Source organism: Thermincola ferriacetica, from assembly GCF_001263415.1.
In the GTDB taxonomy this organism is placed as follows: domain Bacteria; phylum Bacillota; class Thermincolia; order Thermincolales; family Thermincolaceae; genus Thermincola; species Thermincola ferriacetica.
Genome location: NZ_LGTE01000003.1, coordinates 166,913 through 192,094, shown reverse-complemented (window position 1 = coordinate 192,094; position 25,182 = coordinate 166,913). Strand labels below are relative to the sequence as shown.

Sequence of the window (25,182 nt, the reverse complement as noted above, 5' to 3'; positions counted from 1 at the left end):
ATTGGGTTTTATCCCCGATGATATAGTAGATGAAATAAGGCAAAGGAATGACATTTATACAATAGTATCCGAATACCTGCGTTTGAAAAAACAGGGCAGGAATTATGTGGGGTTGTGCCCGTTTCATAATGAAAAAACTCCTTCCTTTACAGTGAACCCTGAAAAGCAGATGTATTACTGTTTTGGCTGTGGGGCAGGAGGGAATGTAATCTCCTTTATTATGCAGATAGAAAACCTGAACTTTCCTGAGGCTGCTAAGTTTCTGGCCGATAAAGCGGGTATAGTTATTCCTGAGGGTAAAAATTCCGCTGCGGCACAGAAACTCAGGCAGAGGGAAAAGGCGTACAGGTTAAATGAATTGGTTAAAAACTTTTATCACTATATTTTGCTTAATCATGACATAGCTGCCGGAGCCAGGGAATACCTCCTGAAAAGAGGTATTGACCGGGCTACTATAGAAAAATTTCAACTTGGTTTTGCGCCGCCTGGCTGGGACAGCCTGCTGGGATTTTTGCAAAAAAGGGGATATTCGCCAGATTATTTAGAGGCGCAGGGCCTGGTAACAAAAAGGTCCACCGGGACCGGCTATTATGACCGGTTTCGCAACAGAGTGATGTTCCCAATCTGGGACCACAAAAATAATGTTATTGGTTTCGGAGGGCGGGTTTTGGATGATAGCCTGCCGAAGTATTTGAATTCTCCTGAAACCAGTGTTTTTAACAAAAGTAAAAATTTATACGGGATTAATTTTGCTATTCCGGCTATAAGAGAACAAGAACACGTCGTTATAGTTGAAGGCTACATGGATGTAATTACCTGTCACCAGTATGGGGTTTCAAATGTGGTCGCTTCTCTTGGTACGGCAATGACCAGGGAACAGGGTAAAATTTTGGCCCGCTACGCGCCAAATGTATATATTGCTTATGATGCGGATACAGCCGGGGTAGCAGCTACCCTGCGCGGTTTAGAGATTCTGCAGGACACAGGGTGCCGGGTGAAAGTGGTGACCATCCCGGATGGCAAGGATCCCGATGAATTGATTAGGAAGAAAGGACCGGAAAGTTTTACCCGCTTAATCAGGGAAGGTTCTAAGTCTTTGATTGAATATAAATTGGCCAAAGGTATGGAAAAATTTGATTGTAATACGATTGAAGGGAAAATAGGAATTGTTGGCGAATTAATACCTAATATAATCAGAATTCCCAGCGAAATTGAAAGAGAAGAACAAATAAAGTTAATTTCAACAACTTTAGGCATAAGTTCCCATTCACTTTGGGGAGAAATTAAGAAATATCAGCAGCAATTCAGAAAAAATATGGCCAAATGGGATAAAATTACCTTAGAAAGGGATAATAACACTGAGTTTAAAGCGCCTAAAGGAACCCCCAAGGTAACAAATCCTGAACAGGTAATTAAAAAAAGCGCACGCCGGCAAGCGGAAGACAACCTGATAAGGTTGCTGATTACACATCAGGAGCTTTATGGAAGAGTCAAAGAGGAACTGGGTGTGAATTTCACCGATGTTCCGGAATATATTGTTATTATAAATTATTTGGATGAAATTTTGGCCTCTGGCATTGAATTTGAACCTGCTGCTTTTATTGATAAAGTGGCAGATAAAGAACTAAGGCAGAAACTCTCGGCTTTGATGATGCAGGAGGAACCGCCGGGCGACCCGCACTCCTTAATTGCCGACTATATTAAGGTGATTAAGGATGATGACATAAAATGCCGCCGTGAAACATTATTGAAACAAATTGAGCAGGCGGAACAGTCTAAAGATATGGAACTGCGAGATAAACTTTTAATGGAGTTTTCCAAACTTATATAAAATACCAATACCCTGGGGAAGGGGGGGAATACATGTCCAAGGATATTATACAAGTTGAAGGGGTACAAGAATTAATTGAAAATGGAAAGAAAAGGGGTATTTTAACCTACACCGAGATTATGAACACTTTGCAGAGTGTGGACCTGAACCCCGAACAGATAGATGAAATCTATGAAAAGTTAGCCAATATGGGAATAGATGTGGTTCCTGAAGTACCTGACCTGGAGCCCTTGGATAGTGAGGCTATCGAAGCTGACGCTGAAGAGGCCGAAATTGAAGTGGATTTAACTGTACCCGACGGTATTGGTATAGATGACCCTGTCCGTATGTACCTTAAGGAAATAGGGCGAGTTCCGCTGTTGACCGCTGAAGAAGAAGTTGAACTGGCTAAGAGAATGGAGTCAGGAGATGAGGAAGCTAAACGGCGGCTGGCTGAAGCGAATTTGCGTTTGGTGGTAAGTATTGCCAAGAGGTATGTTGGCAGAGGATTGTTATTCCTGGACCTAATTCAGGAAGGTAACCTGGGTTTGATTAAGGCCGTAGAAAAGTTTGATTACCGTAAGGGTTATAAATTCAGTACCTATGCCACCTGGTGGATCAGACAGGCAATTACCAGGGCCATCGCGGACCAGGCCAGAACTATACGAATTCCTGTGCATATGGTGGAGACTATTAATAAGTTAATCCGGGTTTCCAGGCAATTACTGCAAGAGCTTGGGCGCGAACCAACTCCTGAGGAAATTGCGGCTGAAATGGATATCCCGGTGGACAGGGTGAGGGAGATTATGAAGATTGCCCAGGAACCTGTCTCATTGGAGACTCCTATCGGCGAAGAGGAGGATTCCCATCTTGGTGATTTCATAGAAGACCAGGATGCGCCCGCTCCGGCAGAAGCAGCTTCCTTTATATTGCTGCGTGAACAACTGGAAGAGGTATTGGAGACCCTTACTCCAAGAGAGGAAAAAGTCCTGCGGTTGAGGTTTGGCCTTGATGACGGAAGGTCCAGGACTTTGGAGGAAGTAGGCCAGGAATTTGGGGTAACCAGAGAGCGTATCAGGCAGATAGAAGCGAAGGCTTTAAGAAAATTAAGACACCCCAGCAGAAGTAAAAAATTAAAGGACTTTTTAGAATAGCGAAGGGTTTTTGAGTATTCACGACATATTTTCTGTTAAGTAGGAATAAATTTAAATTTTCCAGTAACAATATTATTGACCAAGTTATAAATGTATCGTATAATGTATTTTGTCACTTGAGATGTTCCTCGGTAGCTCAATGGTGGAGCACCCGGCTGTTAACCGGTAGGTTGCAGGTTCGAGTCCTGCCCGGGGAGCCATAACTAAATCAAATATGGTGGGTGTCCCAAAGGCACTGGCCATTTAATAGAAAAGGGCCTATAGCTCAGTTGGTAGAGCAACCGGCTCATAACCGGTTGGTCCCAGGTTCGAGTCCTGGTGGGCCCACCATTTACTGGAAGTTAGAGGTTAGAAGTTGGAAGTTGGAAAAATGGAAGGAATTCGCTGAAGCGAATTCCAACCGAATATCCACCTCTAACATCCAATTTCCAACCTCCAATAGAGGCCCCTTGGTCAAGTGGTCTAAGACACCGCCCTTTCACGGCGGTAACACGGGTTCGAATCCCGTAGGGGTCACCAATTAATAATAATCAAAATTTATATAGATAGTTAGGGCGATTAGCTCAGCTGGGAGAGCACCTGCCTTACAAGCAGGGGGTCGGCAGTTCGATCCTGTCATCGCCCACCAGAGGAGGATTAAAGCTGTTGGATAGATCCAACAGCTTTTGTTTTAGCCGACCCCCTGCTTGTAAGGACCCTTTGCCCACCATAAGGCCGAGGCGGAAGTCACATAAAAAAGAGCCCATAACAACCTACCGCCGGCTGCTGTATATCCCTACAGAGCCCGCAGCAATCTTTCGACTGCTACGAACCCTTACGGAACATACAACAACCTTTGTCTGACCATCATGAACCCTTACCGAGCCTGCAGCAACCTCTCGGCTGCTACAGACCCTATAGGTTGTACATCCGGAGGGGAACCTTTAGAATAATTCTAAAGGGCGGACTCCGGGGAAAACCTTCCAGAACCCATGATGATCGTGGCCCGACTGTTATGAATCCCTACTGAGCCTACAGCAACCGTTCGGGCTGCTGCAAACCCATGCGGAACCCATAACAATCTGCGCTCCGGCTATTACAGAGCCAAAAGGTAACCGGCGACCCTGTAATAACCTTTGCCCGACCATTACAGACCCTGTAAAGAGCCTGCAATGATCTTCGCTCGGCTGTTATGAACCCTTTTCATTAATTATTATCTCCGTGGAAAATATATTAATTCGCCAAAAGTTTAATTTTTATTTGGTAAATTAAGTATGGGTTGGGTTGTTTAAAGGTATTTAAACCAAAGATGTTGAAATAATAAAACAGAGTTATCTTTTAGCTTAAGGTGTGACTATGAATTTATCAAAAAGATTATTGGCGCTGGCTTCATTTATCGATATCGGCGACAGATTAGCTGATATTGGAACAGACCACGGTTATTTACCCATATTTCTTGCCAACAGGGGCAATAACTATATCGTTGCTGCTGATCTGAACAAAGGTCCCTATGAAACAGCTTTAAAAAACGTACAAAAGATGGGACTGAGTAGAAAAATAGATGTGCGGTTGGGTGACGGCTTATCAGTTTTAAAACCGGGCGAAGTAGATACTGCAATTATAGCCGGCATGGGAGGGGCTACCATTGTGGATATTTTAAATGGCCAACCATTGATTGTGCAAGGACTCAAAAAGCTGGTTTTACAGCCCATGACTGATGAAGATATCCTGCGAAAGTGGCTAATGACCAATGGGTGGGTAATTGACGACGAAGAACTGGTACAGGAAGATGATAAAATATATACCGTTATTATGGCCAGGAGAGGCGCCGGGTTTCGGCTGAAGGAAGAGGAAATTTTGTATGGCCCTGTGCTCTTGGCCAGGAAACACCCGCTGCTGAAAGAGAAACTGGAAAAGGAATTGGAGCACCGTAAGCGCATCATGGCTCAGATTAAACGGCAGGGTTCTATTCAGGCCCGGGAGCAATCAGAGAAAATGTCGGCAGAGATAAAAAGGCTGGAAGAGGTGTTAGAATGTCTGTTAAATGCCAAACCGTTATAAATTACATAGAACAGTTTGCTCCTAAACACCTGGCCGAAGAATGGGATAATGTGGGTGTGCAGGTTGGGACGACCACAAGGGAGGTTTCCAAAGTATTAGTGACTCTGGATGTTACGGCTGATGTTGTCAACGAAGCTTTAAGTATGGGGGCGGAAATGATTGTTTCGCATCACCCGCTCATTTTTAAGCCTTTAAGGAATTTGCGTTTTGACACTTCCTTTGGTGCATTGATTGAAAAGATTGTTTTGAACGGATTAGTTGTTTATTCAGCCCATACCAATCTGGACAGCGCTGTGGAAGGGGTAAATGCGGTTCTGGCGGAAAAACTTGGTTTACAAAATATAGAAATCCTAAGCCCGGACAAGGAGGAAGAGCTTGTTAAACTTGTTGTTTTTATTCCCGCAGGGCATGAGGATGCCGTCAGGGAAGCCGTTACCAAAGCCGGAGCAGGGTGGATTGGCAATTACTCGGATTGTACTTTTCAGGTTGACGGGATAGGTACTTTTAAACCTTTGGCAGGGTCCGACCCATTCATTGGAGCGGTAGGACAGCTTGAAAAGGTAGAGGAAAAGCGTTTGGAGACGATTCTACCCAAGCAGAATTTAAACAGCGTTTTGAAAGCAATGTTAAAAGCCCATCCATACGAAGAAGTTGCTTATGATGTGTATCCTCTTTTCAACAGGGGCAAGGTTTTTGGCCTGGGCAGAATGGGAGTTCTAAACGAGGAGACCACTTTGGGCAGGTTTGCCGACAGGGTTAAGAAAACGCTTAATGTGCAGACTGTTAAGGTTGTAGGCGATTTGGCAAAAACAGTTAAAAGAGTGGCGGTTTGCGGTGGGAGTGGAGCCAGCCTTTTGCATAAGGCTTTTTTTGCCGGCGCCGATGTATTGGTAACGGGCGACGTGAAATACCATGAAGCCTTAGAAGCAAAAGAAATGGACCTGCATTTAATAGACGCCGGTCATAACGGGACGGAGATTGTCATATTGGACCAACTGGCGGCATTTTTAAAAGAGCGCCTGGTAAAAGACGGTGTGGAAATTTATGTATCTCAAGTTAACACAGACCCTTTTACGTTTTTATGAGGGCAGGAGCTGGACTTCTGTCCTTTATATTATTTTTTGCGGGGGGTTTACCATGAAAGAATACCTTAAGTTGTTATGGGATTTACAAAACCTGGAGAGCCAATTAAATGAATTGGGAAGACCGCTAAAGTCCGGCACAGCAAAACTGAAGCAGTTAAAAACCGAATTGGTAGAATTTAAACAGATATATGAACAAAAAAAGAATAAATTTGAACAAATAAAAAAGAAAAATTGGGCTAGGGAACACGAGGTAGAGTCTTTGAAGGAAAAACTGGCAGCAACCAACTTTCTGCTATACAGCGATAAAGTGTCCTCCCCAAAAGAACTGAAACAGGCTCAGCATAAAGTTGAACAAATAGAAAAACAAATAGCAGCTTTAGAGGATGAAATTATAGACAATCTGGAAAAAATGGAAGGCATTGAGAATGAATTGAGCAGCGTTAAACAGGAGATTGAAGCGGGAATTAAGGAATTTAAAATCTTGTGCACTGCTTTTCAGCGGGAAAAGGATAGCCGGGAGGCGGAAGTTAGCCGGATAAGCGATGATATCGAAAAACTAAAGGAAAGTATTGGGCCCGAAATATTGCGGTGGTTTACCGAGATGCGGGAAAAGTTTCCTGATAAAAAACCTGTGGCTTTAATTCAACATGATACTTGTACCGGGTGCAACATGGTCTTGTCCATCGAAACAGTTAAAAGACTTAAAAACCAAGAGAATTCTGAGGATATCTTTTGTGAGAATTGCGGACGGATTTTATTTACTCTTTAGGTTTTAAAATTATCAAAAGCATGGCCACCCCTTGGCAATTTATTTCCACGGCACATATAATAAGGTGAAAAATTCATTTATTTAGCCAAGAGGTGGTAACATGGCGGATTTAACTATATACCTCTGCGGAACTGTCAGTAGAAAAACAAATACTGCCGGTATTGGGATGGTAGCGTGTACGGATAAAACCACTACTTTAATGGAAAAAGGCGAATATGTGGGCCAGACTTCCCTTAATGAAGCAGGTTACCTGGCGCTGAATAAAGCGCTGGAAAGAGCGGTAAATTGGAATTTCGGTTCCGTTGATATATACACCGATAACGAGCTCATGTTTAAACAGTTAAAGGGTGTTTTTGATGTAAGGGATAAAAAGCTCAAAATGCTACATGAACGGGCCTGCAGCCTTTTGGAAGAAAATCCTCTGGTCAACCTTTATTTAATAGATCGGGAAACTAATAAACAGGCCTACGAATTGGCTAAAGCAGCCGCTAACCTTGAAGAAAACATTCACACTGTTTCCGTTGAACCTGACCGGGAAAGCCCCCTTACCTGGAAAGTAATTGCCTTTACTCCCAAACTGATGTTGGTAGAGTTTAATTATCCTAAAGGCTTAATTTTACCTCTTCATAAGCACCTTCATGAACAAACCAGTTACCTGGTAAAAGGCAAGCTTAAATATGCTATTGCCGGTCGGGATATCATATTGACCAAAGGAACGGGACTGGCCATCACAGGTCAGGTTGAACACCAAGTTGAAGCGCTGGCTGATTCTCGGGAGATAGTGTCTTATTATCCCATGCGCTTCGATTTGTTGCCTAAAAAAGAAGATAATAACAATGCCAATTCTGGAGCCCAGGTCCAAACCACGTTATTTGGGTAAATAATTAGAGAAATTTGGCATTTGACATGACGATAAAAAAATGTTAGTATAAAACTCCTGAAACACAGCAGGAGAACAAAACATAAAATAAACTGAGTAAATCAGATGATCGCGGGTATAAATTTATGTTTATACCTGAGGAAAGTCCGAGCTCCACAGGGCAGGGTGCTGGGTAATACCCAGTGGGGGCGACCCCAAGGAAAGTGCCACAGAAACAAACCGCCTCCTACTGGAGGTTGGAGGTTACCTCTAACCTCTAGTATGGGGTAAGGGTGGAACGGTGAGGTAAGAGCTCACCAGCGGTTAGGCGACTAACCGGCTAGGTAAACCCCACCTGGAGCAAGACCAAATAGGGGAACAATGGAGCGGCCCGTTCCGTTCCCGGGTAAGGTCGCTAGAGGCGGCAGGTAACTGTCGTCCCAGATAGATGATCATCCACGACAGAACTCGGCTTATCGATTTACTCGGTTTTGTTTATGGGAAACTGGATTGTATGTTTATACATTCGGTTTCCCACCATTGTTTTTATTAAGATAGTATGATTAAAGAGTATGGGGAGTTAAGGCTCAAAATATATTGTGCTGCATCGGAAAAAAGGGCATCCAGGTTGTGGATACTGTTACAGGTTCTAACAAGGGAGTATTTTCCAAGGGCGTTTATTAGAAGGCTTGAACTTTGGGTTGACGATACAATAAAGGTTTTACAGAGGAAAGAAGAATGAACAAAAACGAACTTAGTAAACGGGTACGCCACGCTTGTGCAGGGTTGCTCATTTAATATTAATACCTTTGCATCCAGAGGCGCCTATAATCTGAAACCCCTTTCTTTTTCGGGGGCAGAGGCCACGGCGCTCTTTGTGGCTGCCCGGGTACTGCTCGAGCAGAAAGGATTTCCCCACCGGGAAGATTTGGAGGCTGCCCTGCAGAAGATAGTTGCTGTTATCCGGGAAAAGGAGCAACAGGATTATGTTCCTACATACGGCAGCATTGAAAGTATATTGTCGGATCATTGGCTTTTCACCTGCTTTCAAGTTTATTAAAATCTATAAAAAATTTCTTAAATACTAAAAAACACCTGCCCACGGCAGGTGTTAATTCTCTACACTATTTATTCTCATATTCCCCCACAAATCTGGCAATCTGTCTAACGAATTCGTAAATTATCCCAATGATGCTGAATTTATATTCTTCAACACCTATACCCCCAAAATCTCATCCCTGACCAGTTTCCCGGTTTCATCCAGAAAAAACTTCTTGACCTCATCCCATTGTACAGACCACAGCATATCCAGGGGCGGGCTTTTTTCCGCATCATGAGTTTATGCCTGGCTGGTGAGATGACTTCGTCAAACAAAAAACTTCCTCCTCCCTTAGATGGAAGAAATTCTTCCAGAAATTTGCCGTTTTCTTTGAAATCGACCGGCTGGATTTAATAACTTCAATAATTTTTTCCTGGGGATAATGACTGAACACCCACCTGATGGCCTGGTCATTGCCATATTCCAGAAGACGTCCTATCGTAAAATACCAATAAGTTTTTTCATCAAGTTCAGCCGGGTTGTGTTCCCAGAAAAATTTATGCAGCTCTTTCGGCAACATGGTTATACCTCACATCAAAAGCATTTTCATTAAAAATATTATACCACATCCGGCAAATATTAACAGGCCGAAGAATGTCTAAACGACGGGCATCACATCAGTTTAAGCTGATTAATCTTCCCACATTTTGGCAACAATAAAAATGCCAAATAATGGGGGTGCGGCTTGTGCAAGTATTAGTTTCTAACTATGGTTCTTTCTTGGGCAAAAAGAGCGAGCGCCTGGTAGTCAAGGAGAATAACAAAATCTGTATTGTTTATGCAGAATTCAGGGATGACCGGCTTATTGTAACTAAAGACATCCACATAATCGACGATGAACTGCGCCAGTGGTTTATCGAGGAAAGAGATGAAAAAATGCGCATGATCTACGAGGAAATCGACCCCGGTCTGGCGAATAAATGTCCAGAGAATTGTCCGCATCTGGCGGTGTGTTGCGGGTGAAAGCAGATGGCAAAAATGAAAGGGGCAGAAAATGTAAAGCATGGTAATTTCGCAAATATCCGGTGTTTTCATGCAGAAAATAAATTTGCGAAATTTGAGTTGTTTCAAGGGCTCTCTGCGTTGGATGAAACCCTTGGCAGACAAGGGTTTTACCCATGCATTTGCGGTCGGTTACAGCCGTATCCCTTAAGTAGAAGGGACTGAAAGATAAGAATCCCCCAGTTTGACCGTGCAGATAAGTGACAAGCAGCACACATTGGCCTATAATATAAACTGGAGGGAGATTTTATATGGATATTCGATACTACCCGGACGAAAAACGTGTCAGGGAAGCAATGCAAGTGGATGATCCATTACTGATGCTTGTTTCTTTCAACGGTAAAGAACTATTACTTTCTCACATAGATGATGCAGTTGAGCATGTAATACTATTGAGAAAGCTTAATTATAAAGAAACTGAAATAGATCAGTTCTTTCGGGTTGTATTGACTCAGGACGGAGCCGATTGGACCTTTGTTTGCCCTGGCGATTACAAGGGTATCAGTAATAAGGATAAGCGTATAGAAACCTTTTTTAATGACGGAATTAACCTTATATCCAAAGCAATTAAAGCCATAGGCTACAATGTAGAAATTAATATACCAGAAAGATATCGTCGGCATTTTAACATGCCTGGAAAAAAGTAATATCCAGGTTATACTTTTCTGAGAGGTGAAGAATCGCAAAAGGTAATGCGGGTGTGACAAAGCATGGAAGAACCGGCACCATACAGTATAGAGGAACTTCCGAAGGGAGTATTGGATATTCGGAGGAAAATATTTTGGAAACTGCTAAAAGAGAGAACCAGGCAATTTCAACAAAGCCGTGAGCGGAAGAATAATAGGATAGAAAAGACATCCTTATAATTGATAATTGGCCGGTCTGCCGAGACCAAGCCCGGCTAATAAATGTTGGCCGATATCAAGGCATGCCTCAATAGATATTTGTAACGCATATCTGACGGAACGTGTTTTGTCCGGATCGGAAGAAAAGGTGTCATAACTTATTTCAGCTATTTTTTTTCAGATATGCTATGTTATCTTCAATAATATCAAGACGCGCCTTTATCACGTTCAAATCCAGCACCGAACTCACCTCTTTTCAGGCGGAGACTCCTGTATTTATCGTACAAATCCCAGTAATACTTCATATCAAGGTAACGTGAAATGACGTAGGTTTCAAAATTGACCCGTGTCTGATCATTGGCTGCAAATAGAAGCTCGTTGGGGTAAATAACCTGGTACTGGGCAAAAACAGGAGCTTTGTTAATTACCCGCAGGTCAATGTCTCTGCCAATTGCTTGTTCCAGTTTCAAGGCCAACGAACACTCAAAACTGAAATCCACTGTATTTTCATATTCCGGTTTTACTAAGACACCTACATCCACATCACTGTCTTTATTGGCCAATCCTGTGGCGAAAGAACCGTAAATATAAGCCAGTTCAACGGCCGGTTCGGCAGCCAGTATTTCAGCCAGTTTTTGTTTTTCCGCATCAGTCAGGTATGTTTTTTTTTTCTTAAACAATAGACGTCATCCTCTCTTAAAGGAAACTGAATCTTCGTCAAGTTTGGCTACGTTGTGCTCCCAGAAAAATTCATGTATGCAGCTTTTTTGGTGATACAGCAATACCTCACTTAAAGTATTTATTTAAAAATATTATACCACATCCGGAAAAAATTAACAGATAAAACTGAAAAATATAAGCATTTGACAAGCTTAAACCCCAGGTTGTACAATAAAAAAAAATCCCCCCGGTGGGTTGTAAAGGAGCGTCAGGTATCTTTGGATAGGCCGGAAAAATTTAAGAAAAACCTACTCAACGGTTTAAAAACTGTGGAGGGTCAAATTCGTGGTATAGCCAAAATGGTCGAAGAAGACCGTTATTGTGTTGACCTGCTTATACAGTTGGCGGCAGTAAAGGCCAGAATTAATAAAATTGGCTTGTCAATAATTGAATCCCATACCAGGGGCTGTGTTTCGGCAGCCATCAGAAAAGGTGAGGGCGACGAGCGTATAGAGGAGCTCGTGGATGTCATTTCCAAATTTATAAAATAGGCCGTATTCTTAAAACTAAAATTCTCATTTATATTATCACTTTAAATCGTGGAGCCGTAAGGCTCTTTCTTTTTGCCTTTTGAACGAAAGATAACTAAAAAGAACATCCTGTCAAAATAGTTAGTTATAGCATACAATAAGATATGGCCGGAGAAAGGAGTGGATAGTCTTGCCCGGTTTTGGGGTTGTTATTAATATCGGGGCTTTTAAAATAAACAGCATGACCGGCACGGCTTCAGTCAATATCGGTGATAATTTGATCACCACGCCACAAAGCGTAACGAAAAACCTGGTGGCGGGTCCTTTCAGCGCCGGCGACGGTACTTTGAATAATGCCCCCAGCACGCCTGTTTTCAGTGACCCGGATGTAATTGACAGTTCCACTGTAAGGCCGGTAAGCGTTTCTTAATTTCTTCCGATACAACGGGACCAGGAAATATTTATAAAGAGGTGAGAATTTTGCCTGGAGTTGGGGTAATTATCAACCTTGGCGGTTATAAAGTCAACAGCAGTGCTGGAACAGCTATGATAAACATTGGTGATACCCTGTTAACGACCCCGCAGAGCGAAACCAAAAACAAGGTGGCCGGAGCATTTAGTGCGGGAGACATAAGCCTGAATAACTCACCAAATGCACCGATATTTTTTGACCCTGATTTGGTTGACAATGCGTTTGTTCGTCCCGTCAGTCTCTCTTAAATCACATAAGTCCTTTTTTTAGCGCGATGGTAAATGGAAAAGCGGTGGAATAAAGTTCCATCGTTTTTGTATGACTAACTGAATTTCACAAATCTATGACCAAGGCATTTTCGTCGCAGTTGGGAAACTTGGGACAATCAATACACTCTTTCCATACTTTGTGGGGCAAAACGTCCTTGGAAATAAGCCGAAAACCACATTTTTCAAAAAAACCCCGTTGGTAAGTGAGGGTAAAAACTTTAGGGATGCCAAGGTTACGTGCTTCCTCCAAAAAAATGTTGACCAGGGTCCTGCCTATGCCTTTTTCTCTGTATTCCGGCGCTACCGCCAGTGCCCGGACTTCAGCCAGGTCTTCCCAGATGATGTGCAGGGAGCCGGCGCCGACAATTTTCCCATCTTTCTCGGCTACTGAAAATTCCCGGATACTTTCGTACAATTTTGACCTGGGGCGGGCGAGCATTAACCCTTCACCGGCATAATGGGCCAGCAGGGCATGGATGTCTTCCACATCGGTTATCTTTGCTTTTCTATAGATCAATGAGCCTTCTCCTTCCTCAATAACAATTATAAAATTATTATACTACTGCTATGGGGCCTTGAAAATAGGGGAGTGTTTTTAATAAATTTCACATATTGTTCATAATTTTGCCTCGTTTTGGTCAAAAATAAGAGTTAAATTAAAAGAAACAAAACTGTTAAGGAGATGACAAGACTATGATGGGACGCTGGTTTTACGGTCCGTACGTCGGAGGGGATTGGTGGATGATGGGAATAGGTATGATTTTACAGATAGTATTTTGGGTAATAATACTTTATGTCGCTGCCAGGTTCTTGCGGGGAGCAGGATTGGGAGCATGTCATGGACCGCGGGAGCACGGATACCCCGGACATACTGACAGCGCCGAAGAGATCCTCCGCCAGCGCTACGCAAAGGGTGAAATTACAAGAGAACAATACCGGCAGATGATTGAGGACCTGAAGAAATAATCAAGGCTAAGGTGGTATATTTTCCAAGAAAGTATACCACCTGTTTTCTTTCATTTTTTTCGATAAAAAAAGAGAGCCTTTGTGGCTCTCTGCACAGAGATAAAGTATTATTTTTTTGTGGGGGATAATTTATTTTGTAAGTACAACTCAACTAAAGTTAAATGGTATTGGCGTTATAGCCACCCATCATGTTATAGCCGCCCATCATATTATAGCCGCCCATCATGCCCGGGCCGCCGCATCCGAAACCGGGTCCTAATAAGTCGTTCTCTTTCTGGTATTTGGTAGCTTGGTCAATATTCTTTTTAATTTGTTCGCCCTGTTCCTTAGTCAATTTACCGGCTTCAACATACTTTTCGACGACTTGCTTACGCAAAGAAGCAATTTGTTCAAGCAGGTTGTTGATTTCTTTCTTCTGGCTGTCGGAAATGGCTGCGAAAGCCGGAATGGCGAAAGCAACCATCAATGTTGCCGCTATGATACCAGTTAATAATTTCTTCTTCATAAGAAAGACCTCCTCAATAAGTTTGATTTTTAGTAATTTGTTGGCGAAAACCTTTTTGGTGCTTATTGCATCACCTCCATATCGGTTATTTAGTTGGAATACCTGATAATATAAAGACCAGATAATTTTGTAACATAATGTTTGACATTACCAGAATAGGCCTGAACTATCAGGAATCCAGATAGTACTACGCGTGATAGTAGACAATATTGTAAAAAATCACCTGCAAAAAAAGCAGGCTTCATGTTAACTTAAAACTTTACTACAACAAGTAGTAACTATGCTAATTATAGAACCGGGTTATTCAAAAGACAAATATCAAAATCGGCTGAATTAACAAAAGAAAGGGCATTTATCATCATTTTCGGAGTTTATCAATGATTTGCTTTTATTATCATTTGCCCAATAGTTATGCATGTGGAAGTATCACAGCCCCATTATTTTGGTGGAATTATTAAATAACCGTGATTGTTCCCCTGGACATCTTCATCTGACAGGTAAATTCAAAGGTGCCTGTCTTGTCAGGCGTAAAGGTAAAGGAGTCAGAACCAACATCAAGGGCTACGTTAATGTTGAAATCAGGAATCATGATACCCCTTACACAACCGGCATCGGCTGTGGCATTAGTATTAATCTTTACTGGAATGCCTTTTTTCACGGTAATATTATTAGGGCTGTAACCGGCAGGGCTGAGATCCATAGAAATTTCCTGGACACCGTCCGTCACTTTGGCCGCCACGGCCGGCCCCGTACCGGCGCCACTACCGGACCTGGCTGCCGATGCGACAATCCAGACGGCAAGTCCGACAATTCCAATAGCCATAATAACCAGGGGAATCAATTTTTGCTTATTATTTCGCCTGGAACGGGCTTTTTTTGTGGTACCCTTTTTTTTACCCATTTATAACCCTCCTAAAAAAAGATAATACTACAAAACGTAGTACCAATGTAAATTATATTATATTGAAGTTTGTTAAACAAGCCCCAAAATCCAAGAAAATTTTTTCATTTGATATTTTTTAAATAAAGTATTGCTAAACCTACAGGAATAGTGTACAATGAATTCGACATAGTACTACTAAAAGTAGTAATTTATTTTGCTGGAATATACTACGATTAGTAGTAGAGGGATCGGCTGTAAGTATTGGCCAAACTAACATCCTTTTAATCAAAATTTTGGGGGGAGAAAAATGCAAAGGATCTTTAAAACATTAATTAGGCCGGTAGTAACAAGCGTCCTGGTATTAGTAACGGTATTGAGTTTCATACCTGCCGCCGCATGGGCAGGGGACGAACAAATGGAATTCAAGAACTTAAAGGTAAGTGTTTGGCCTGAATATGATGACCCAAGGGTGCTGGTAATTTTGGAAGGTACTATGGTCAATGCCTCCGATTCACCCTTTAAAGGGGAAGTTAAATGGAACATCCCTAAAGGAAAAGACCTGGAAATAGGTATGGCCTGCGAAATTGTCAATGGGGGCCATAGCTGCCAGCCTTATGAGCAAAAAGATAAGGGTGACTGGATTGAACTGACTTGGAAAACTACCAGGTCAATTGCCCCTGGGGAAGAATACCCGGTATTCCTGGAGTACTATTACAACCCGATAGAAGGTTCTGTTGACAAAAAATTCACTTTCTCTTACCAGCCCAGTTACAAAATTGATAGCCTGACCGTATCGGTACAGCAGCCGCTGAAAGCCGAAAACTTTAAGATAGACCCGGCGCCGAGCAGTACAAATACCGACAGTGGCGGATTTGTGAACCACAATTATGTTTACAGCAACCAAACTCCTAACAACAAGATTACTCTTAATGTATCATATAAAAAAGCAGACCCCAAACCGTCAGTTGAAAAGCAGGTTAATAATAACAACAACGGCGGGGAACAACAGGCGTCGGGAGTACAGTTTACCTCAAGCTTTAAAGATGCCAAGATATGGGTGCCGGCAGGGTTTATGGTACTGATACTGGGTGGCTTCATTTCCTATGCCGTAATGCAGAACAAAGATAAGCAGCGTGCCGACAGGATTGACCGGTTGGCCAAAAAGGCAGTTAAAGCCAACCGGACCAAAGGAGCGAAAAATCCGTTGCTTGTTGAAGAGAAGAAAAAACTAAGGCAGCAGCTTCTTGACGGCGCCATTTCCGAGGAAACTTACCTCCGGTTGCTGGCTGACCTCGAAGAAGAATATGAAGAGTAGTTATAACGGGGAGATGGGTGTATGAAAAACAAGAAAGCCTTAGTGGTTGTCGGTATAGCTGTAATTGCTGTTGGACTCCTGATATCTGCCGGGATGCAGAACGCAACGGGTGAAAACATGACTGTAGCACAAGCCCTGGCGGCAAATTCCCGCGGGGAAAATCCCGGTTTTATACAGATTGAATCTAAAGTAGATAATGATACGATAAAATACGATTCCACCGTGCCTATTTTAAAATTTGAACTTACTGATGGAAAGAATAGACTTCCTGTTGTATACCGAGATGTTATGCCCGATAACTTTGAGTCAGGATACCCTGTAATCGTCGAGGGCAGGTTTGATGAAAAAGGGGTATTGCAGGCAGATAAGCTGTTAGTCAAATGTCCTTCCAAATACGAAGAAGAGAAAGTTGCCCCTGGTGCGGCCCCTGGCGAGAAAATCAAAAAATAGATCTGTTCGGCATTTATTACCAAATACGAATTAGGAAGGGGAGGGACCATGATAGCGGATTTAGGTTACTTGTCCCTTATGTTGGCCTTTGGGTTATCTTTATATGTCATAATTGCCAATGCGGTGGCCATCAAGACGGACAATGAGCGTTTGAAAACCAGCGCAAAAGGCGCAGTATACGGGATTGCTCTGCTGACAACGATAGCTTCTTTAGCCCTGTTATATTCATTGGCGGTCAGTGATTTCTCGATTAAATATGTATATTCCTATACCAGTACTGACCTGCCCCTTTTCTATAAACTTTCGGCTTGGTGGGCCGGTAATGAGGGTTCTTTACTCCTCTGGGTATGGGTGCTGGCCATTTATGCCGCTATTGTTGTAAGGGCCGATAAGTTGAAAGAAATGACCCCATGGGTTGCCATAATTATGATGATTAACGCAGCGTTCTTTTTATTCATGATGGCCTTTGTTACCAACCCCTTTGAAAAGCTGGCCTTTGCTCCGGCGGAGGGGCAGGGGCTTAATCCCATGCTGCAGAATCCGGGGATGGTAATACATCCTGTAACGACTTATCTTGGTTATGTAGGATTCTTGATTCCCTTCGCTTTTTCTATGGCCGGATTAATCCTGAAAACCACTGACGATGCATGGATTAAGGTAACCAGGAGATGGACTGTTATTGCCTGGCTGTTCCTGACCATAGGTAACTTATCAGGCGGTCAATGGGCTTATGTGGAACTGGGCTGGGGCGGTTACTGGGCATGGGACCCTGTTGAAAACGCATCCTTTATGCCTTGGTTAACGGGCAGCGCCTTCCTGCATTCAGTTATGATCCAGGAACGTAAGAACATGCTAAAGATCTGGAACATTCTCCTGATTATTATCACTTATGTTCTGACTCTGTTCGGGACATTCCTGGTTCGCAGCGGTATCTTGACCAGCGTCCATGCCTTTGGAAACTCTGACCTGGGCAAGTTCTTCCTGGCCTTTACGGTAAGTGCGCTAGTAGCTTCCCTGTGGCTGATGGTTGACCGGCTGCACATGTTGAAAGAAGAAAAACAGTTTGAATCATATATATCCAAGGAAAGCAGTTTCCTTTTCAACAACCTGGTTCTGCTGGGTATCACTTTTGCTACCTTCTGGGGGACTGTGTTTCCGATTTTATCAGAGGCTGTAACGGGTAAGAAAATAACCGTTTCCATACCATTCTTCAATGCGGTTAACGCGCCTTTAGGATTGGCTCTTTTCCTCCTGATGGGTATCTGCCCGTTAATCGCCTGGAGAAAAGCCAGTATGGCCAATCTGATGAAGAATTTTCTGGTTCCGGTAGGAGCTACGGCAGTCTTTGCCCTGATTTCAATAATAATGGGCATGAAACCAATGGCTGTATTGGCCTTTAGCATAGCATTTTTTGCGCTTGCTGCCACAATATATGACACTGTAAAAGGCATAATTGCAAGACGCAAGCTGACGGGCGAAGCCATGCCGGTGGCTGCGGGCAAACTATTGATAAGAAACCGCCGCAGGTATGGTGGGTATATCATTCACATTGGCCTGATTCTGATCCTGATTGGTATCATTGGTTCCCACACTTATGATGTTCAGGTGCCAAAGTCACTGAAACTTGGTGAATCGGTAAAAGTTCAGGAATATAACATTAAATATGACCGCCTGGCTGAACGAAAGGTGGGTAAAAATGACGAAGTTTATGCCCAGTTGGAAGTTTGGAAGGGTGATAAATACCTTGGCATTATGGAGCCGTCCAGGATATTCTACCCGACCCACCCGAACCCGTCCACGGAGGTAGCCATTCACAGCGGTTATGATGAGGACCTTTACCTCATTTTGGCGGATTGGGATCAGCAGGGTACCAGTACCTTTAAAATCCTGATCAACCCGCTGGTTAAATGGATGTGGATCGGCGGCTGGGTTACCGTGTTCGGCACCATATTTGCCTTATGGCCCGGCCGTGGCAGTGCCGTTGGCGGTAAATATATTCAAAGGAGCTGAGAGCCGTGGCAAAAAGGTTGATGATTTTACTTGGCATAATCGGACTCCTCCTGACCGCTAATACCATGGTTGCCACTGCCGCTGAAAACAGGGGTCCAACGGGGTTGCAGGCAGCCAAAATGCAAAAGGAACTGGAGGACATGCTGGTCTGCCAGGACTCCTGCGGTATGCTGGTAAGCGCTTGTGAAAACTCCACCGCTGAATATATGCGGGGAATTATCAAGCAGAAAATGGCCGAAGGCAGGAGTAAAGAAGAAATTCTGGCCTATTTTGTAAGTATCTACGGGGAGCAGGTTTTGGCTGCTCCCCCCGCAAAGGGTTTCAATATCACGGCCTGGGTTACTCCTTTTATCTTTGTCCTGGCCGGTGGAATCCTGATCTATACTGTAGTTGACAAGTGGGTTTTTACAAACAGGCTTGAGGAAGATGACAGTGAAATGGAAAGTTCAGAATTACAGGAAGAAAAGCTGGAACTATACCAAGATAAATTACAGGAGGAACTGCGGAAAAGGTGGTAATTTTCCGTGGAAGGAGGAAAATAAATGGACAGCCTGTTTTTGATAGTGGAAATAGCCGCCCTGGGTCTGATCATTTACTGGGTAGGATGGCCTTTGGTCAGCCGCAACTTTAAAGCTACACAGGCCCGGTGGTGGGAAGATGAACTGGCCGGTCTGGGAGAGATGGATAAGGAAGCAGTGTTGACAACACTGAATGAAATAGAATTTGACTACTCCACAGGGAAATTGTCAGAAGATGATTACCATGCCCTGAAAAAGAAATACCAACTGATGGCTGTTGAGTACCTTGAAGAGGAAGAAGAAGATATAGTTTCCCTGGATGGGGATGAGAACAACAGGGCCGGTGGTGAAAAAGCAACAAAAGCCATCGATAAAGAGATTGAAGAGGAATTGAAACGTCTAAAAACCGGGAGGGGAAACAGTTGAAGAAGAAGCATATAATAATTCTTGCTGTTACCATGGTACTGCTGCTTATCCCCAACCTGGCCCTGGCGGCGCAGCAGGCCCCTCTTCCCGCAGTTAAGCTGCACCACTTTCTGTTTAAGACAGGGCAGGATGGTAATATTTCCGTTGATGAGGTGCTTCAATGGAATGTTACCGGTGACACACCTGAGGGCAATATTGAACTGAGAGTACCCGATAATGCTGTTGAGGTCCTGCTTTATAAAGGGAGTTCCCCGCAGCCTGTTAAAGCTGACAATCTGGAACGTAACGGAGATAAAGTAGTAACCCCTTTTAAGTGGACCAAGGGGAATAATGAAGTACGGTTAACTTATAAGCTTCCTGTAACCGGTGGCAAAGCCGTATTGAGCACCCAGCTTGTTTATGCCAACGAGGTTCTTTATGCCCTTGCTCCCACCGATGAACTCAGTATATCAACTAAGCAACTGCAGGACTTGGGTGTTCAGAATATGGAGTCCAAGGAGTTCAGGGTATTTGGCGGACAAAATGTGCCCAGCGGCATAGGACTTGAGTTTGAGATTATCATGGGCGGAAAGGCCTCAACAGGTAGAGGTATTGTCAGCAAAACTTCGCCTACAGGAAAAATAGATTTTCACAGCCCGGAGCATCTGAACCGCTGGTACAATTCACCGCTCCGCAATACGAATCCCCATTTATGGCTGGTGTTCCTGGGTGTCTTGATTGTGGCCTTCCTGGTGGCTACCAGCCTGTATATCCGAAAAAGAGTAAAAGAGGCCAGGGAGAAGGAAGACGAAGAAAAACTGCACAAGCTGTTCCTTTCATTACAGGCAAGGCATAAAAAACTGCTGAATAACCTGGTGAAGATAGAGGAACAGTTGGAGAATAATCCTGACGATGGAGAGCTTCTGAAGAAAAAGAAGGCCTACTGGGAGCTTTTAAGGGAAGTAAAAATTAAGTTAAAAGCTGTTGAGGAAGAACTGGATGCACAATAACCGAGGAGGGGTAGCATGCTGGAAGCCCATGAACTTGCAAAATATGTAGCGCATCGCAACTTGGTGGGACCTGTCAGTTTCCAGGTTCCCCGGGGTGAAATCATGGCTGTAATGGGACCTAACGGGGCCGGCAAGTCTACCCTTCTTAAGCTACTGTCCGGGCTTATGAAAGCCTCGGAAGGGAAAGTCACATGGCAGGGGAGCAATGTTAAAAATGAAGGGCGCCCCGCCATGGGTATGCTTTCACACCAGACTTACCTGTACAGTTCACTTACCGGCAAGGAAAACCTGTATTTTTATGGTTCTATAACAGGCCGGGAAATAACCCCTGCCCAAATAGAAGACGTTTTGCAAAAAGTGGGTCTCGAATGGGATGGGGACGAAGAAGTGGGCAGGTATTCAAGGGGCATGCAGCAGAGGCTGGCCATGGCCCGCCTTCTACTGCAGGACCCTGAAATAATTTTGCTCGATGAGCCCCAGACAGGGTTGGACCAGGCCGGATTAAAGCTGCTCTGCGAATTTATAAGACAGTGGAAGGCCGATGGTAAAGCTATGGTTCTGGTAACCCATTCCTGTGACGATATTTTTGGCCTGGTAGACAGGCTTTTGATACTGAAAAAGGGGCATCCAGCCTACTTGGGAGAGTGCCCGAACAGCCCGGAGGAAGTCTTGAAACTTTATCAGGAGGCCCTCCAAGGAAGTGAAAAATCTCTATGTTCAGACAGTTAAGGCTTTTAATTTGGAAAGACCTGCGGAGTGAATTGCGGCGGAAGGAGCAGGTGGGAGGGGTACTGCTTTTCGTCCTGTTGGCAACCCTTATCCTTAATTTTGCCCTTCCACCGGCCAAAGAGGTTAAAATGTGGGTGCCGGGAATAATCTGGGTTATCTTTGTGTTTGCCGGCACCATAGGCCTGAACAAGGCTTTTACCCCTGAAAAAGAAAACGGTTGCCTGGCGGGACTCACCCTCGCGGTCGGCCCGGGAATGATATTCCTGAGCAAGGCCATGACAACTGTGGTCCTGCTTTTAACAGTTGAAGCCGTTACCTTCCCATTAATAATGCTTCTTTTTTCATATAAACCCGAAGGCAGTCTACTTCTGTTTGCAATCGTCGCTATTTTTGTCACTACAGGTTTTGCTTCGATAGGGGTCTTTATAGCGGCTTTAACTTCGTATACCAAGAACAGTGAATTGCTACTACCGGTGTTGCTGTTTCCTTTACTGGTACCACTGGTAATTGGAGCGGTGGAAATATCAGTGGCCTTGTTAAATGGCCAGCCCGCCGCTGAGTGGCTGGGATGGTTAAAGTTGGTAGGCGCCTTTGACCTGATATACCTAGTGGTTCCGTGGCTGTTATTTGATTACCTGGTGGAGGTGTAAAAAATGTTGGCCAAAATTGAACAGGCAATTGGTGTAGTGGCAACTGTGCTGATGGCAGTTGCGATATACCTTGTTTTTGCCTGGGTACCTAATGAGAAGATAATGGGCCCGGTACAGAAGATTTTTTATTTCCACGTGGCATCGGCCTGGATAGCCTTCTTTGCCTTTTTCGTAGTGTTCATCGCCAGCATTGTCTACCTGAAAACGCGTAATTCCAAATGGGACTGGTGGGCAGCCGCCTCAGCAAAAATCGGCCTGCTTTTCACGACAATTGTTATCCTGACAGGGCCTATCTGGGGTAAATCAGCCTGGGGCGCCTGGTGGACCTGGGATCCAAGGCTGACAACAACCCTTATATTATGGTTTATCTATGCAGGGTACGTATTGGTCAGAGTTACCGTTGATGAAAAAGAAAAAAGGGAAAGATTTTCCGCCCTTTTTGGAATAATCGGTTTTCTCGATGTTCCCATCGTCTGGTTCTCCATAAGCTGGTGGAATACTATTCACCCTAAAATTTTAAACAGTTCCGGAATGGCAATTTCACCGAAGATGTTTACTACGCTGATGGTTAGCCTGGCAGCCTTTACAGCCCTGTACGGATGGTTGATGCCGAGGCTTTACCGGATTGAAAGGCTGGAAGAGAGGTTTGACCGGCTTAAGGAAGAAGTAAGAAATTACAGGTAAGAAACCGGAGTAGATAAGAAGTAGAAAAAAGGAAAAAATCGAAGGAAAGAAACAGAGGTAAGAAATTAGCAATCAGAACGTACAAAATAAGAAAAACACTTAAGGAGCTGAGGGGAAATGGCGTATTTGACAGTTGCTTATACGATAATTTGGCTACTTATATCAGTGTTCATATTTGCATCAGGAAGAAAACTGACCCGTCTGGAAGGCGAAGTGGGTAAGCTGGAAAGCCTGGCCAAGCGCCAAATGGGAAGGGAATGATTGGCATGAGAGAAGATAAAAAACAGAAGTTTATGCAGGAATATATAGAGGCCAGCAGGAAAAAGAGGAAGAAAATCATCATTGTCTCCGTTATGGCAGTTATTTTGGCTGTGGGAGGCATTTGGTATTCCAACAGCGGGCCTTATAAAAGTGATGACGGGGGTAACTATTTTGTGGAAGAGACCCCCTCTTATAAAGGTAAAAAAGTAGAAATGTCCTTGATTGAGGCAGAACAAAAGGATGGAAAGATTATGATTCCCCTGTCAGAGGTCGTAGATAAAAAGATAGTCAGGTTTGAATATAAGGATAGTGATCCTGAACATGTCTTCTACGGCCAAATTAAGGGGAAAATGCCTATCATGGCCTTCCTGACGACCGCCGGGAGAGTTGTTGTGGCATCCAGTATTTGCGAACCCTGTTACGGCACCGAATTTTATTTTCAAGACGACAGTTTGGTATGCGTAGCCTGTGGAACAAGATGGAGGAATACGGACCTGTTTGGTGAGGCCGGCGGCTGTGTGAAATACCCGCCCGAGGAATTGAAGTATACTGTTGAGGGTGATAAAATCGTACTGCCTGAGTCCGTGATTAAAGATTGGCAGCCCAGGTTCTTTACCGAAGATGTTATGGGTTAGGAGGAAAATATGCATAGGAAAAATCTTTACCTCATAATAATTGCTGTTATGCTGACAGCCATCGGCTTTTTGGTTTGGACCCTGTTCCTTGCCCCCGTTGAAAACCAGGGTGGACAGCCCGGATATGACCAGGGCAGGCCGGCGGGGTACAACCAGAGTGAGGGTGACCGGGACCTTTCGGGCCAGGGGGTTCTAAGAATCCCCGATGAGCTGCTTGGCGCCAAAAAGATGCAGGAACAGTCAGGTCCTACTGCTATAGATGCTATAAGCAAAATGCACCGCACCAGTATAAATGTTGTAAACGCTTATATCCTGGTTTACGGTAAACCAAATACCAGGATAACCCTGTGGTTATCGGTGTCTTCTTCGGTGGAAGAGGCGGCTCAACTGTTCAGGGAGATGGACCAAAAAGTACCGGCCAGCCAGGTCTTTACCGGTCGGGAGCCTGTTACTTTGGCCGGACGGGAAGTCATCAAGGTTAACGGCATGGGGCAGGAACACTTTTACTGGCAGGAAGGCAAAATTAATTACTGGGTGGCTATCCAGGGTGAAGGTAACCGGGAAGCCCTGGTAAAGGAAGTTATGGATAAGGTCAAGTAAGTTGGGGGTAGAGATATGAAACCCGTACTGTTTCAAATAGGCTCCTTCCAGATTTACTCTTTCGGGTTTATGATTGCCGTGGGAGTATTGGTAGGCCTTTATTTTGCGCTCCGAGAAGCAAAAAGAAAAGGGATTGATACGGAAATGCTGTATAACCTGGCCATGGGTCTGGTTATTTCTGGCATTTTGGGAGCGAGAATTTTTTATATCCTGGTTTATAATCTGGATTACTATATCCAGAATCCCGCTGAAATAATTATGCTCCAGCATGGCGGTCTGTCCATTCACGGAGGCCTATTGGGCGGCTTCATATTCGGCGCCTGGTTTATCCGTAAGCATAAGTTGAATTTTTGGGTTTTAGCCGATACAGTAGCCCCTGCTATAGCGCTGGGTACAGCTATTGGCAGGGTGGGATGCGATGTATTTGGCGTCCCCATGTCCAAACCCTGGTTCTGGGGAGTTAACGTAAAGGGCCAAGTACTGCACCCTACTCAATTGTATGAGTTTGTACTGGATTATTTTATTTTCTTTTTGCTGTGGAGATTCAGGCAGAGAACCAGGTTTGACGGTCAGTTATTTTTGATTTATATAGCGCTATATGCCGCGGCCAGGGGCATTGTGGAATTCTTCAGGTATAATCCCACAGTGGGAGGAGTTATCAGTGTGGCCCACCTGGCCAGCCTGGTGTTCATAATGGCCGCTGCAGTCGTTTACTTCTGGCTGGGCAGAAGCGGGAACAAGCAGCTTTCTGTTAAAGACCGGGGCCTTACCCTGCAAACTTCCGCTTTAGACCTATTCTGGGTGCAGTTAAGTTTAGTACTTTTAGCTATTGCTGTATCAGTGGCCATATACTACGGGTTAGGATACGGGCCGGTTGAGGCGATTTAAACCCATAAATTCCTATAGACAAATATGTATATTATGGTTAAAATTAATGATATACATTCCTTAACAGAAGCAGGAGGCC

The 25,182-nt window shown here is 44.0% G+C and carries 32 protein-coding genes, 4 tRNA genes and 1 other RNA gene; 31 read left to right on the top strand and 6 right to left on the bottom strand.

The genetic code is table 11. From position 1 onward, the window contains the following. Position 1: 1 nt before the first annotated feature. The 12 genes from dnaG (at position 2) to Tfer_RS03935 (ending at position 8,777) form a co-directional block, all read left to right on the top strand. Positions 2-1,831, top strand: coding sequence for a DNA primase (gene dnaG / locus Tfer_RS03985; protein WP_052216970.1), 1,830 nt, complete (start codon positions 2-4; stop codon positions 1,829-1,831). Between the two features lie 32 nt (positions 1,832-1,863). Then, on the top strand, positions 1,864-2,964 hold the full coding sequence (rpoD, locus tag Tfer_RS03980) for an RNA polymerase sigma factor RpoD (RefSeq protein WP_052216969.1): 1,101 nt from the start codon (positions 1,864-1,866) through the stop codon (positions 2,962-2,964). 125 nt (positions 2,965-3,089) lie between these two features. After that, a tRNA-Asn gene (locus Tfer_RS03975) sits at positions 3,090-3,164 on the top strand. A gap of 54 nt (positions 3,165-3,218) precedes the next feature. Then, positions 3,219-3,294: transfer RNA gene (locus tag Tfer_RS03970), tRNA-Ile, on the top strand. 113 nt (positions 3,295-3,407) lie between these two features. Next, positions 3,408-3,483: transfer RNA gene (locus Tfer_RS03965), tRNA-Glu, on the top strand. Between the two features lie 33 nt (positions 3,484-3,516). Further along, positions 3,517-3,592 (top strand) — tRNA-Val (locus Tfer_RS03960). 707 nt (positions 3,593-4,299) lie between these two features. Continuing rightward, positions 4,300-5,004, top strand: a complete 705-nt coding sequence (locus Tfer_RS03955; RefSeq protein WP_052216968.1) for a tRNA (adenine(22)-N(1))-methyltransferase — start codon at positions 4,300-4,302, stop codon at positions 5,002-5,004. Next, positions 4,977-6,089: a Nif3-like dinuclear metal center hexameric protein gene (locus Tfer_RS03950; protein WP_052216967.1), complete on the top strand. Its 1,113-nt coding sequence runs from the start codon at positions 4,977-4,979 to the stop codon at positions 6,087-6,089. Before Tfer_RS03955 ends, Tfer_RS03950 begins: the two co-directional genes overlap by 28 nt. 52 nt (positions 6,090-6,141) lie before the next feature. Then, the gene (locus tag Tfer_RS03945) at positions 6,142-6,858 is read left to right on the top strand and encodes a zinc ribbon domain-containing protein (protein ID WP_052216966.1); all 717 of its coding nucleotides are present in this window, start codon (positions 6,142-6,144) and stop codon (positions 6,856-6,858) included. 100 nt (positions 6,859-6,958) lie between these two features. After that, positions 6,959-7,738: a reverse transcriptase-like protein gene (locus Tfer_RS03940; RefSeq protein ID WP_013121138.1), complete on the top strand. Its 780-nt coding sequence runs from the start codon at positions 6,959-6,961 to the stop codon at positions 7,736-7,738. A 93-nt stretch (positions 7,739-7,831) separates the two neighbouring features. Beyond that, positions 7,832-8,209: RNase P RNA component class A (gene rnpB / locus Tfer_RS04085), an RNA gene on the top strand. Between the two features lie 286 nt (positions 8,210-8,495). Next, entirely contained in the window at positions 8,496-8,777 is a 282-nt protein-coding gene (locus Tfer_RS03935) for a hypothetical protein (protein ID WP_052216965.1), read from the top strand. 271 nt (positions 8,778-9,048) lie between these two features. Here Tfer_RS03935 and Tfer_RS03930 read toward each other — a convergent pair whose 3' ends face one another. Then, the gene (locus Tfer_RS03930) at positions 9,049-9,336 is read right to left on the bottom strand and encodes a DUF6922 domain-containing protein (protein ID WP_052216964.1); all 288 of its coding nucleotides are present in this window, start codon (positions 9,334-9,336) and stop codon (positions 9,049-9,051) included. 167 nt (positions 9,337-9,503) lie between these two features. On the opposite strand from Tfer_RS03930, the gene cas4 reads away from it, so the two are divergent. Both cas4 and Tfer_RS03915 read left to right on the top strand, forming a co-directional pair. Further along, on the top strand, positions 9,504-9,779 hold the full coding sequence (gene cas4, locus Tfer_RS03925; RefSeq protein ID WP_052216963.1) for a CRISPR-associated protein Cas4: 276 nt from the start codon (positions 9,504-9,506) through the stop codon (positions 9,777-9,779). 290 nt (positions 9,780-10,069) lie between these two features. Beyond that, positions 10,070-10,465 carry a hypothetical protein gene (locus tag Tfer_RS03915; protein WP_052216961.1) on the top strand — a complete coding sequence of 132 codons (396 nt, stop codon included), beginning with the start codon at positions 10,070-10,072 and terminating at the stop codon, positions 10,463-10,465. 213 nt (positions 10,466-10,678) lie between these two features. Here Tfer_RS03915 and Tfer_RS17250 read toward each other — a convergent pair whose 3' ends face one another. Both Tfer_RS17250 and mntA read right to left on the bottom strand, forming a co-directional pair. Then, a complete protein-coding gene (locus Tfer_RS17250) occupies positions 10,679-10,825 on the bottom strand; it encodes a DUF86 domain-containing protein (protein WP_427916551.1) in 147 nt (48 codons plus the stop codon). Between the two features lie 44 nt (positions 10,826-10,869). Further along, positions 10,870-11,343: a type VII toxin-antitoxin system MntA family adenylyltransferase antitoxin gene (gene mntA, locus Tfer_RS03910; protein WP_052216960.1), complete on the bottom strand. Its 474-nt coding sequence runs from the start codon at positions 11,341-11,343 to the stop codon at positions 10,870-10,872. A gap of 258 nt (positions 11,344-11,601) precedes the next feature. Here mntA and Tfer_RS03905 point away from each other — a divergent pair, with 258 nt between their 5' ends. The 3 genes from Tfer_RS03905 (at position 11,602) to Tfer_RS03895 (ending at position 12,573) form a co-directional block, all read left to right on the top strand. Continuing rightward, positions 11,602-11,874: a metal-sensitive transcriptional regulator gene (locus Tfer_RS03905; protein ID WP_041587792.1), complete on the top strand. Its 273-nt coding sequence runs from the start codon at positions 11,602-11,604 to the stop codon at positions 11,872-11,874. A 169-nt stretch (positions 11,875-12,043) separates the two neighbouring features. Then, positions 12,044-12,283 (top strand): spore germination protein, encoded by a 240-nt coding sequence (locus Tfer_RS03900; protein WP_013121133.1) that lies wholly within the window; start codon positions 12,044-12,046, stop codon positions 12,281-12,283. A 50-nt stretch (positions 12,284-12,333) separates the two neighbouring features. Next, positions 12,334-12,573, top strand: a complete 240-nt coding sequence (locus Tfer_RS03895; RefSeq protein ID WP_013121132.1) for a spore germination protein — start codon at positions 12,334-12,336, stop codon at positions 12,571-12,573. 85 nt (positions 12,574-12,658) lie between these two features. Here the strand turns inward: Tfer_RS03895 and Tfer_RS03890 are convergent, their stop codons facing one another. After that, the gene (locus tag Tfer_RS03890; RefSeq protein WP_013121131.1) at positions 12,659-13,111 is read right to left on the bottom strand and encodes an N-acetyltransferase; all 453 of its coding nucleotides are present in this window, start codon (positions 13,109-13,111) and stop codon (positions 12,659-12,661) included. A 176-nt stretch (positions 13,112-13,287) separates the two neighbouring features. On the opposite strand from Tfer_RS03890, the gene Tfer_RS03885 reads away from it, so the two are divergent. Next, a complete protein-coding gene (locus Tfer_RS03885; RefSeq protein WP_013121130.1) occupies positions 13,288-13,560 on the top strand; it encodes an SHOCT domain-containing protein in 273 nt (90 codons plus the stop codon). A 157-nt stretch (positions 13,561-13,717) separates the two neighbouring features. Here Tfer_RS03885 and Tfer_RS03880 read toward each other — a convergent pair whose 3' ends face one another. Both Tfer_RS03880 and Tfer_RS03875 read right to left on the bottom strand, forming a co-directional pair. Then, positions 13,718-14,065 (bottom strand): YckD family protein, encoded by a 348-nt coding sequence (locus tag Tfer_RS03880; protein ID WP_013121129.1) that lies wholly within the window; start codon positions 14,063-14,065, stop codon positions 13,718-13,720. 454 nt (positions 14,066-14,519) lie between these two features. After that, a complete protein-coding gene (locus Tfer_RS03875) occupies positions 14,520-14,966 on the bottom strand; it encodes a cupredoxin domain-containing protein (protein ID WP_013121128.1) in 447 nt (148 codons plus the stop codon). A gap of 289 nt (positions 14,967-15,255) precedes the next feature. Between Tfer_RS03875 and Tfer_RS03870 the strand changes: the two genes are divergently transcribed. The 13 genes from Tfer_RS03870 (at position 15,256) to lgt (ending at position 25,103) form a co-directional block, all read left to right on the top strand. After that, the gene (locus tag Tfer_RS03870; RefSeq protein WP_052216959.1) at positions 15,256-16,263 is read left to right on the top strand and encodes a hypothetical protein; all 1,008 of its coding nucleotides are present in this window, start codon (positions 15,256-15,258) and stop codon (positions 16,261-16,263) included. A 21-nt stretch (positions 16,264-16,284) separates the two neighbouring features. Beyond that, on the top strand, positions 16,285-16,713 hold the full coding sequence (locus tag Tfer_RS03865) for a cytochrome c maturation protein CcmE (protein WP_052216958.1): 429 nt from the start codon (positions 16,285-16,287) through the stop codon (positions 16,711-16,713). A gap of 48 nt (positions 16,714-16,761) precedes the next feature. Continuing rightward, a complete protein-coding gene (locus tag Tfer_RS03860) occupies positions 16,762-18,723 on the top strand; it encodes a heme lyase CcmF/NrfE family subunit (RefSeq protein ID WP_013121125.1) in 1,962 nt (653 codons plus the stop codon). 5 nt (positions 18,724-18,728) lie between these two features. Further along, entirely contained in the window at positions 18,729-19,241 is a 513-nt protein-coding gene (locus Tfer_RS03855) for a cytochrome c-type biogenesis protein (RefSeq protein ID WP_052216957.1), read from the top strand. Between the two features lie 24 nt (positions 19,242-19,265). Beyond that, positions 19,266-19,667 carry a hypothetical protein gene (locus tag Tfer_RS03850; RefSeq protein ID WP_052216956.1) on the top strand — a complete coding sequence of 134 codons (402 nt, stop codon included), beginning with the start codon at positions 19,266-19,268 and terminating at the stop codon, positions 19,665-19,667. Continuing rightward, positions 19,664-20,656, top strand: a complete 993-nt coding sequence (locus Tfer_RS03845) for a hypothetical protein (protein WP_052216955.1) — start codon at positions 19,664-19,666, stop codon at positions 20,654-20,656. The genes Tfer_RS03850 and Tfer_RS03845 overlap by 4 nt, the downstream gene beginning before the upstream one ends. A 15-nt stretch (positions 20,657-20,671) precedes the next feature. Then, on the top strand, positions 20,672-21,385 hold the full coding sequence (ccmA, locus tag Tfer_RS03840) for a heme ABC exporter ATP-binding protein CcmA (RefSeq protein ID WP_052216954.1): 714 nt from the start codon (positions 20,672-20,674) through the stop codon (positions 21,383-21,385). Beyond that, positions 21,370-22,035, top strand: coding sequence for a heme exporter protein CcmB (locus tag Tfer_RS03835; RefSeq protein ID WP_013121120.1), 666 nt, complete (start codon positions 21,370-21,372; stop codon positions 22,033-22,035). Before ccmA ends, Tfer_RS03835 begins: the two co-directional genes overlap by 16 nt. A gap of 3 nt (positions 22,036-22,038) precedes the next feature. Continuing rightward, on the top strand, positions 22,039-22,719 hold the full coding sequence (locus Tfer_RS03830; protein ID WP_013121119.1) for a cytochrome c biogenesis protein: 681 nt from the start codon (positions 22,039-22,041) through the stop codon (positions 22,717-22,719). A gap of 117 nt (positions 22,720-22,836) precedes the next feature. Next, on the top strand, positions 22,837-22,980 hold the full coding sequence (locus tag Tfer_RS15840; RefSeq protein WP_013121118.1) for a CcmD family protein: 144 nt from the start codon (positions 22,837-22,839) through the stop codon (positions 22,978-22,980). A 5-nt stretch (positions 22,981-22,985) separates the two neighbouring features. After that, positions 22,986-23,615, top strand: a complete 630-nt coding sequence (locus Tfer_RS03825; RefSeq protein WP_160315520.1) for a Fe-S-containing protein — start codon at positions 22,986-22,988, stop codon at positions 23,613-23,615. 9 nt (positions 23,616-23,624) lie between these two features. After that, positions 23,625-24,215: a hypothetical protein gene (locus Tfer_RS03820; RefSeq protein ID WP_013121116.1), complete on the top strand. Its 591-nt coding sequence runs from the start codon at positions 23,625-23,627 to the stop codon at positions 24,213-24,215. A 15-nt stretch (positions 24,216-24,230) separates the two neighbouring features. Next, positions 24,231-25,103 carry a prolipoprotein diacylglyceryl transferase gene (lgt, locus tag Tfer_RS03815; RefSeq protein WP_052216952.1) on the top strand — a complete coding sequence of 291 codons (873 nt, stop codon included), beginning with the start codon at positions 24,231-24,233 and terminating at the stop codon, positions 25,101-25,103. Positions 25,104-25,182 lie beyond the last annotated feature (79 nt).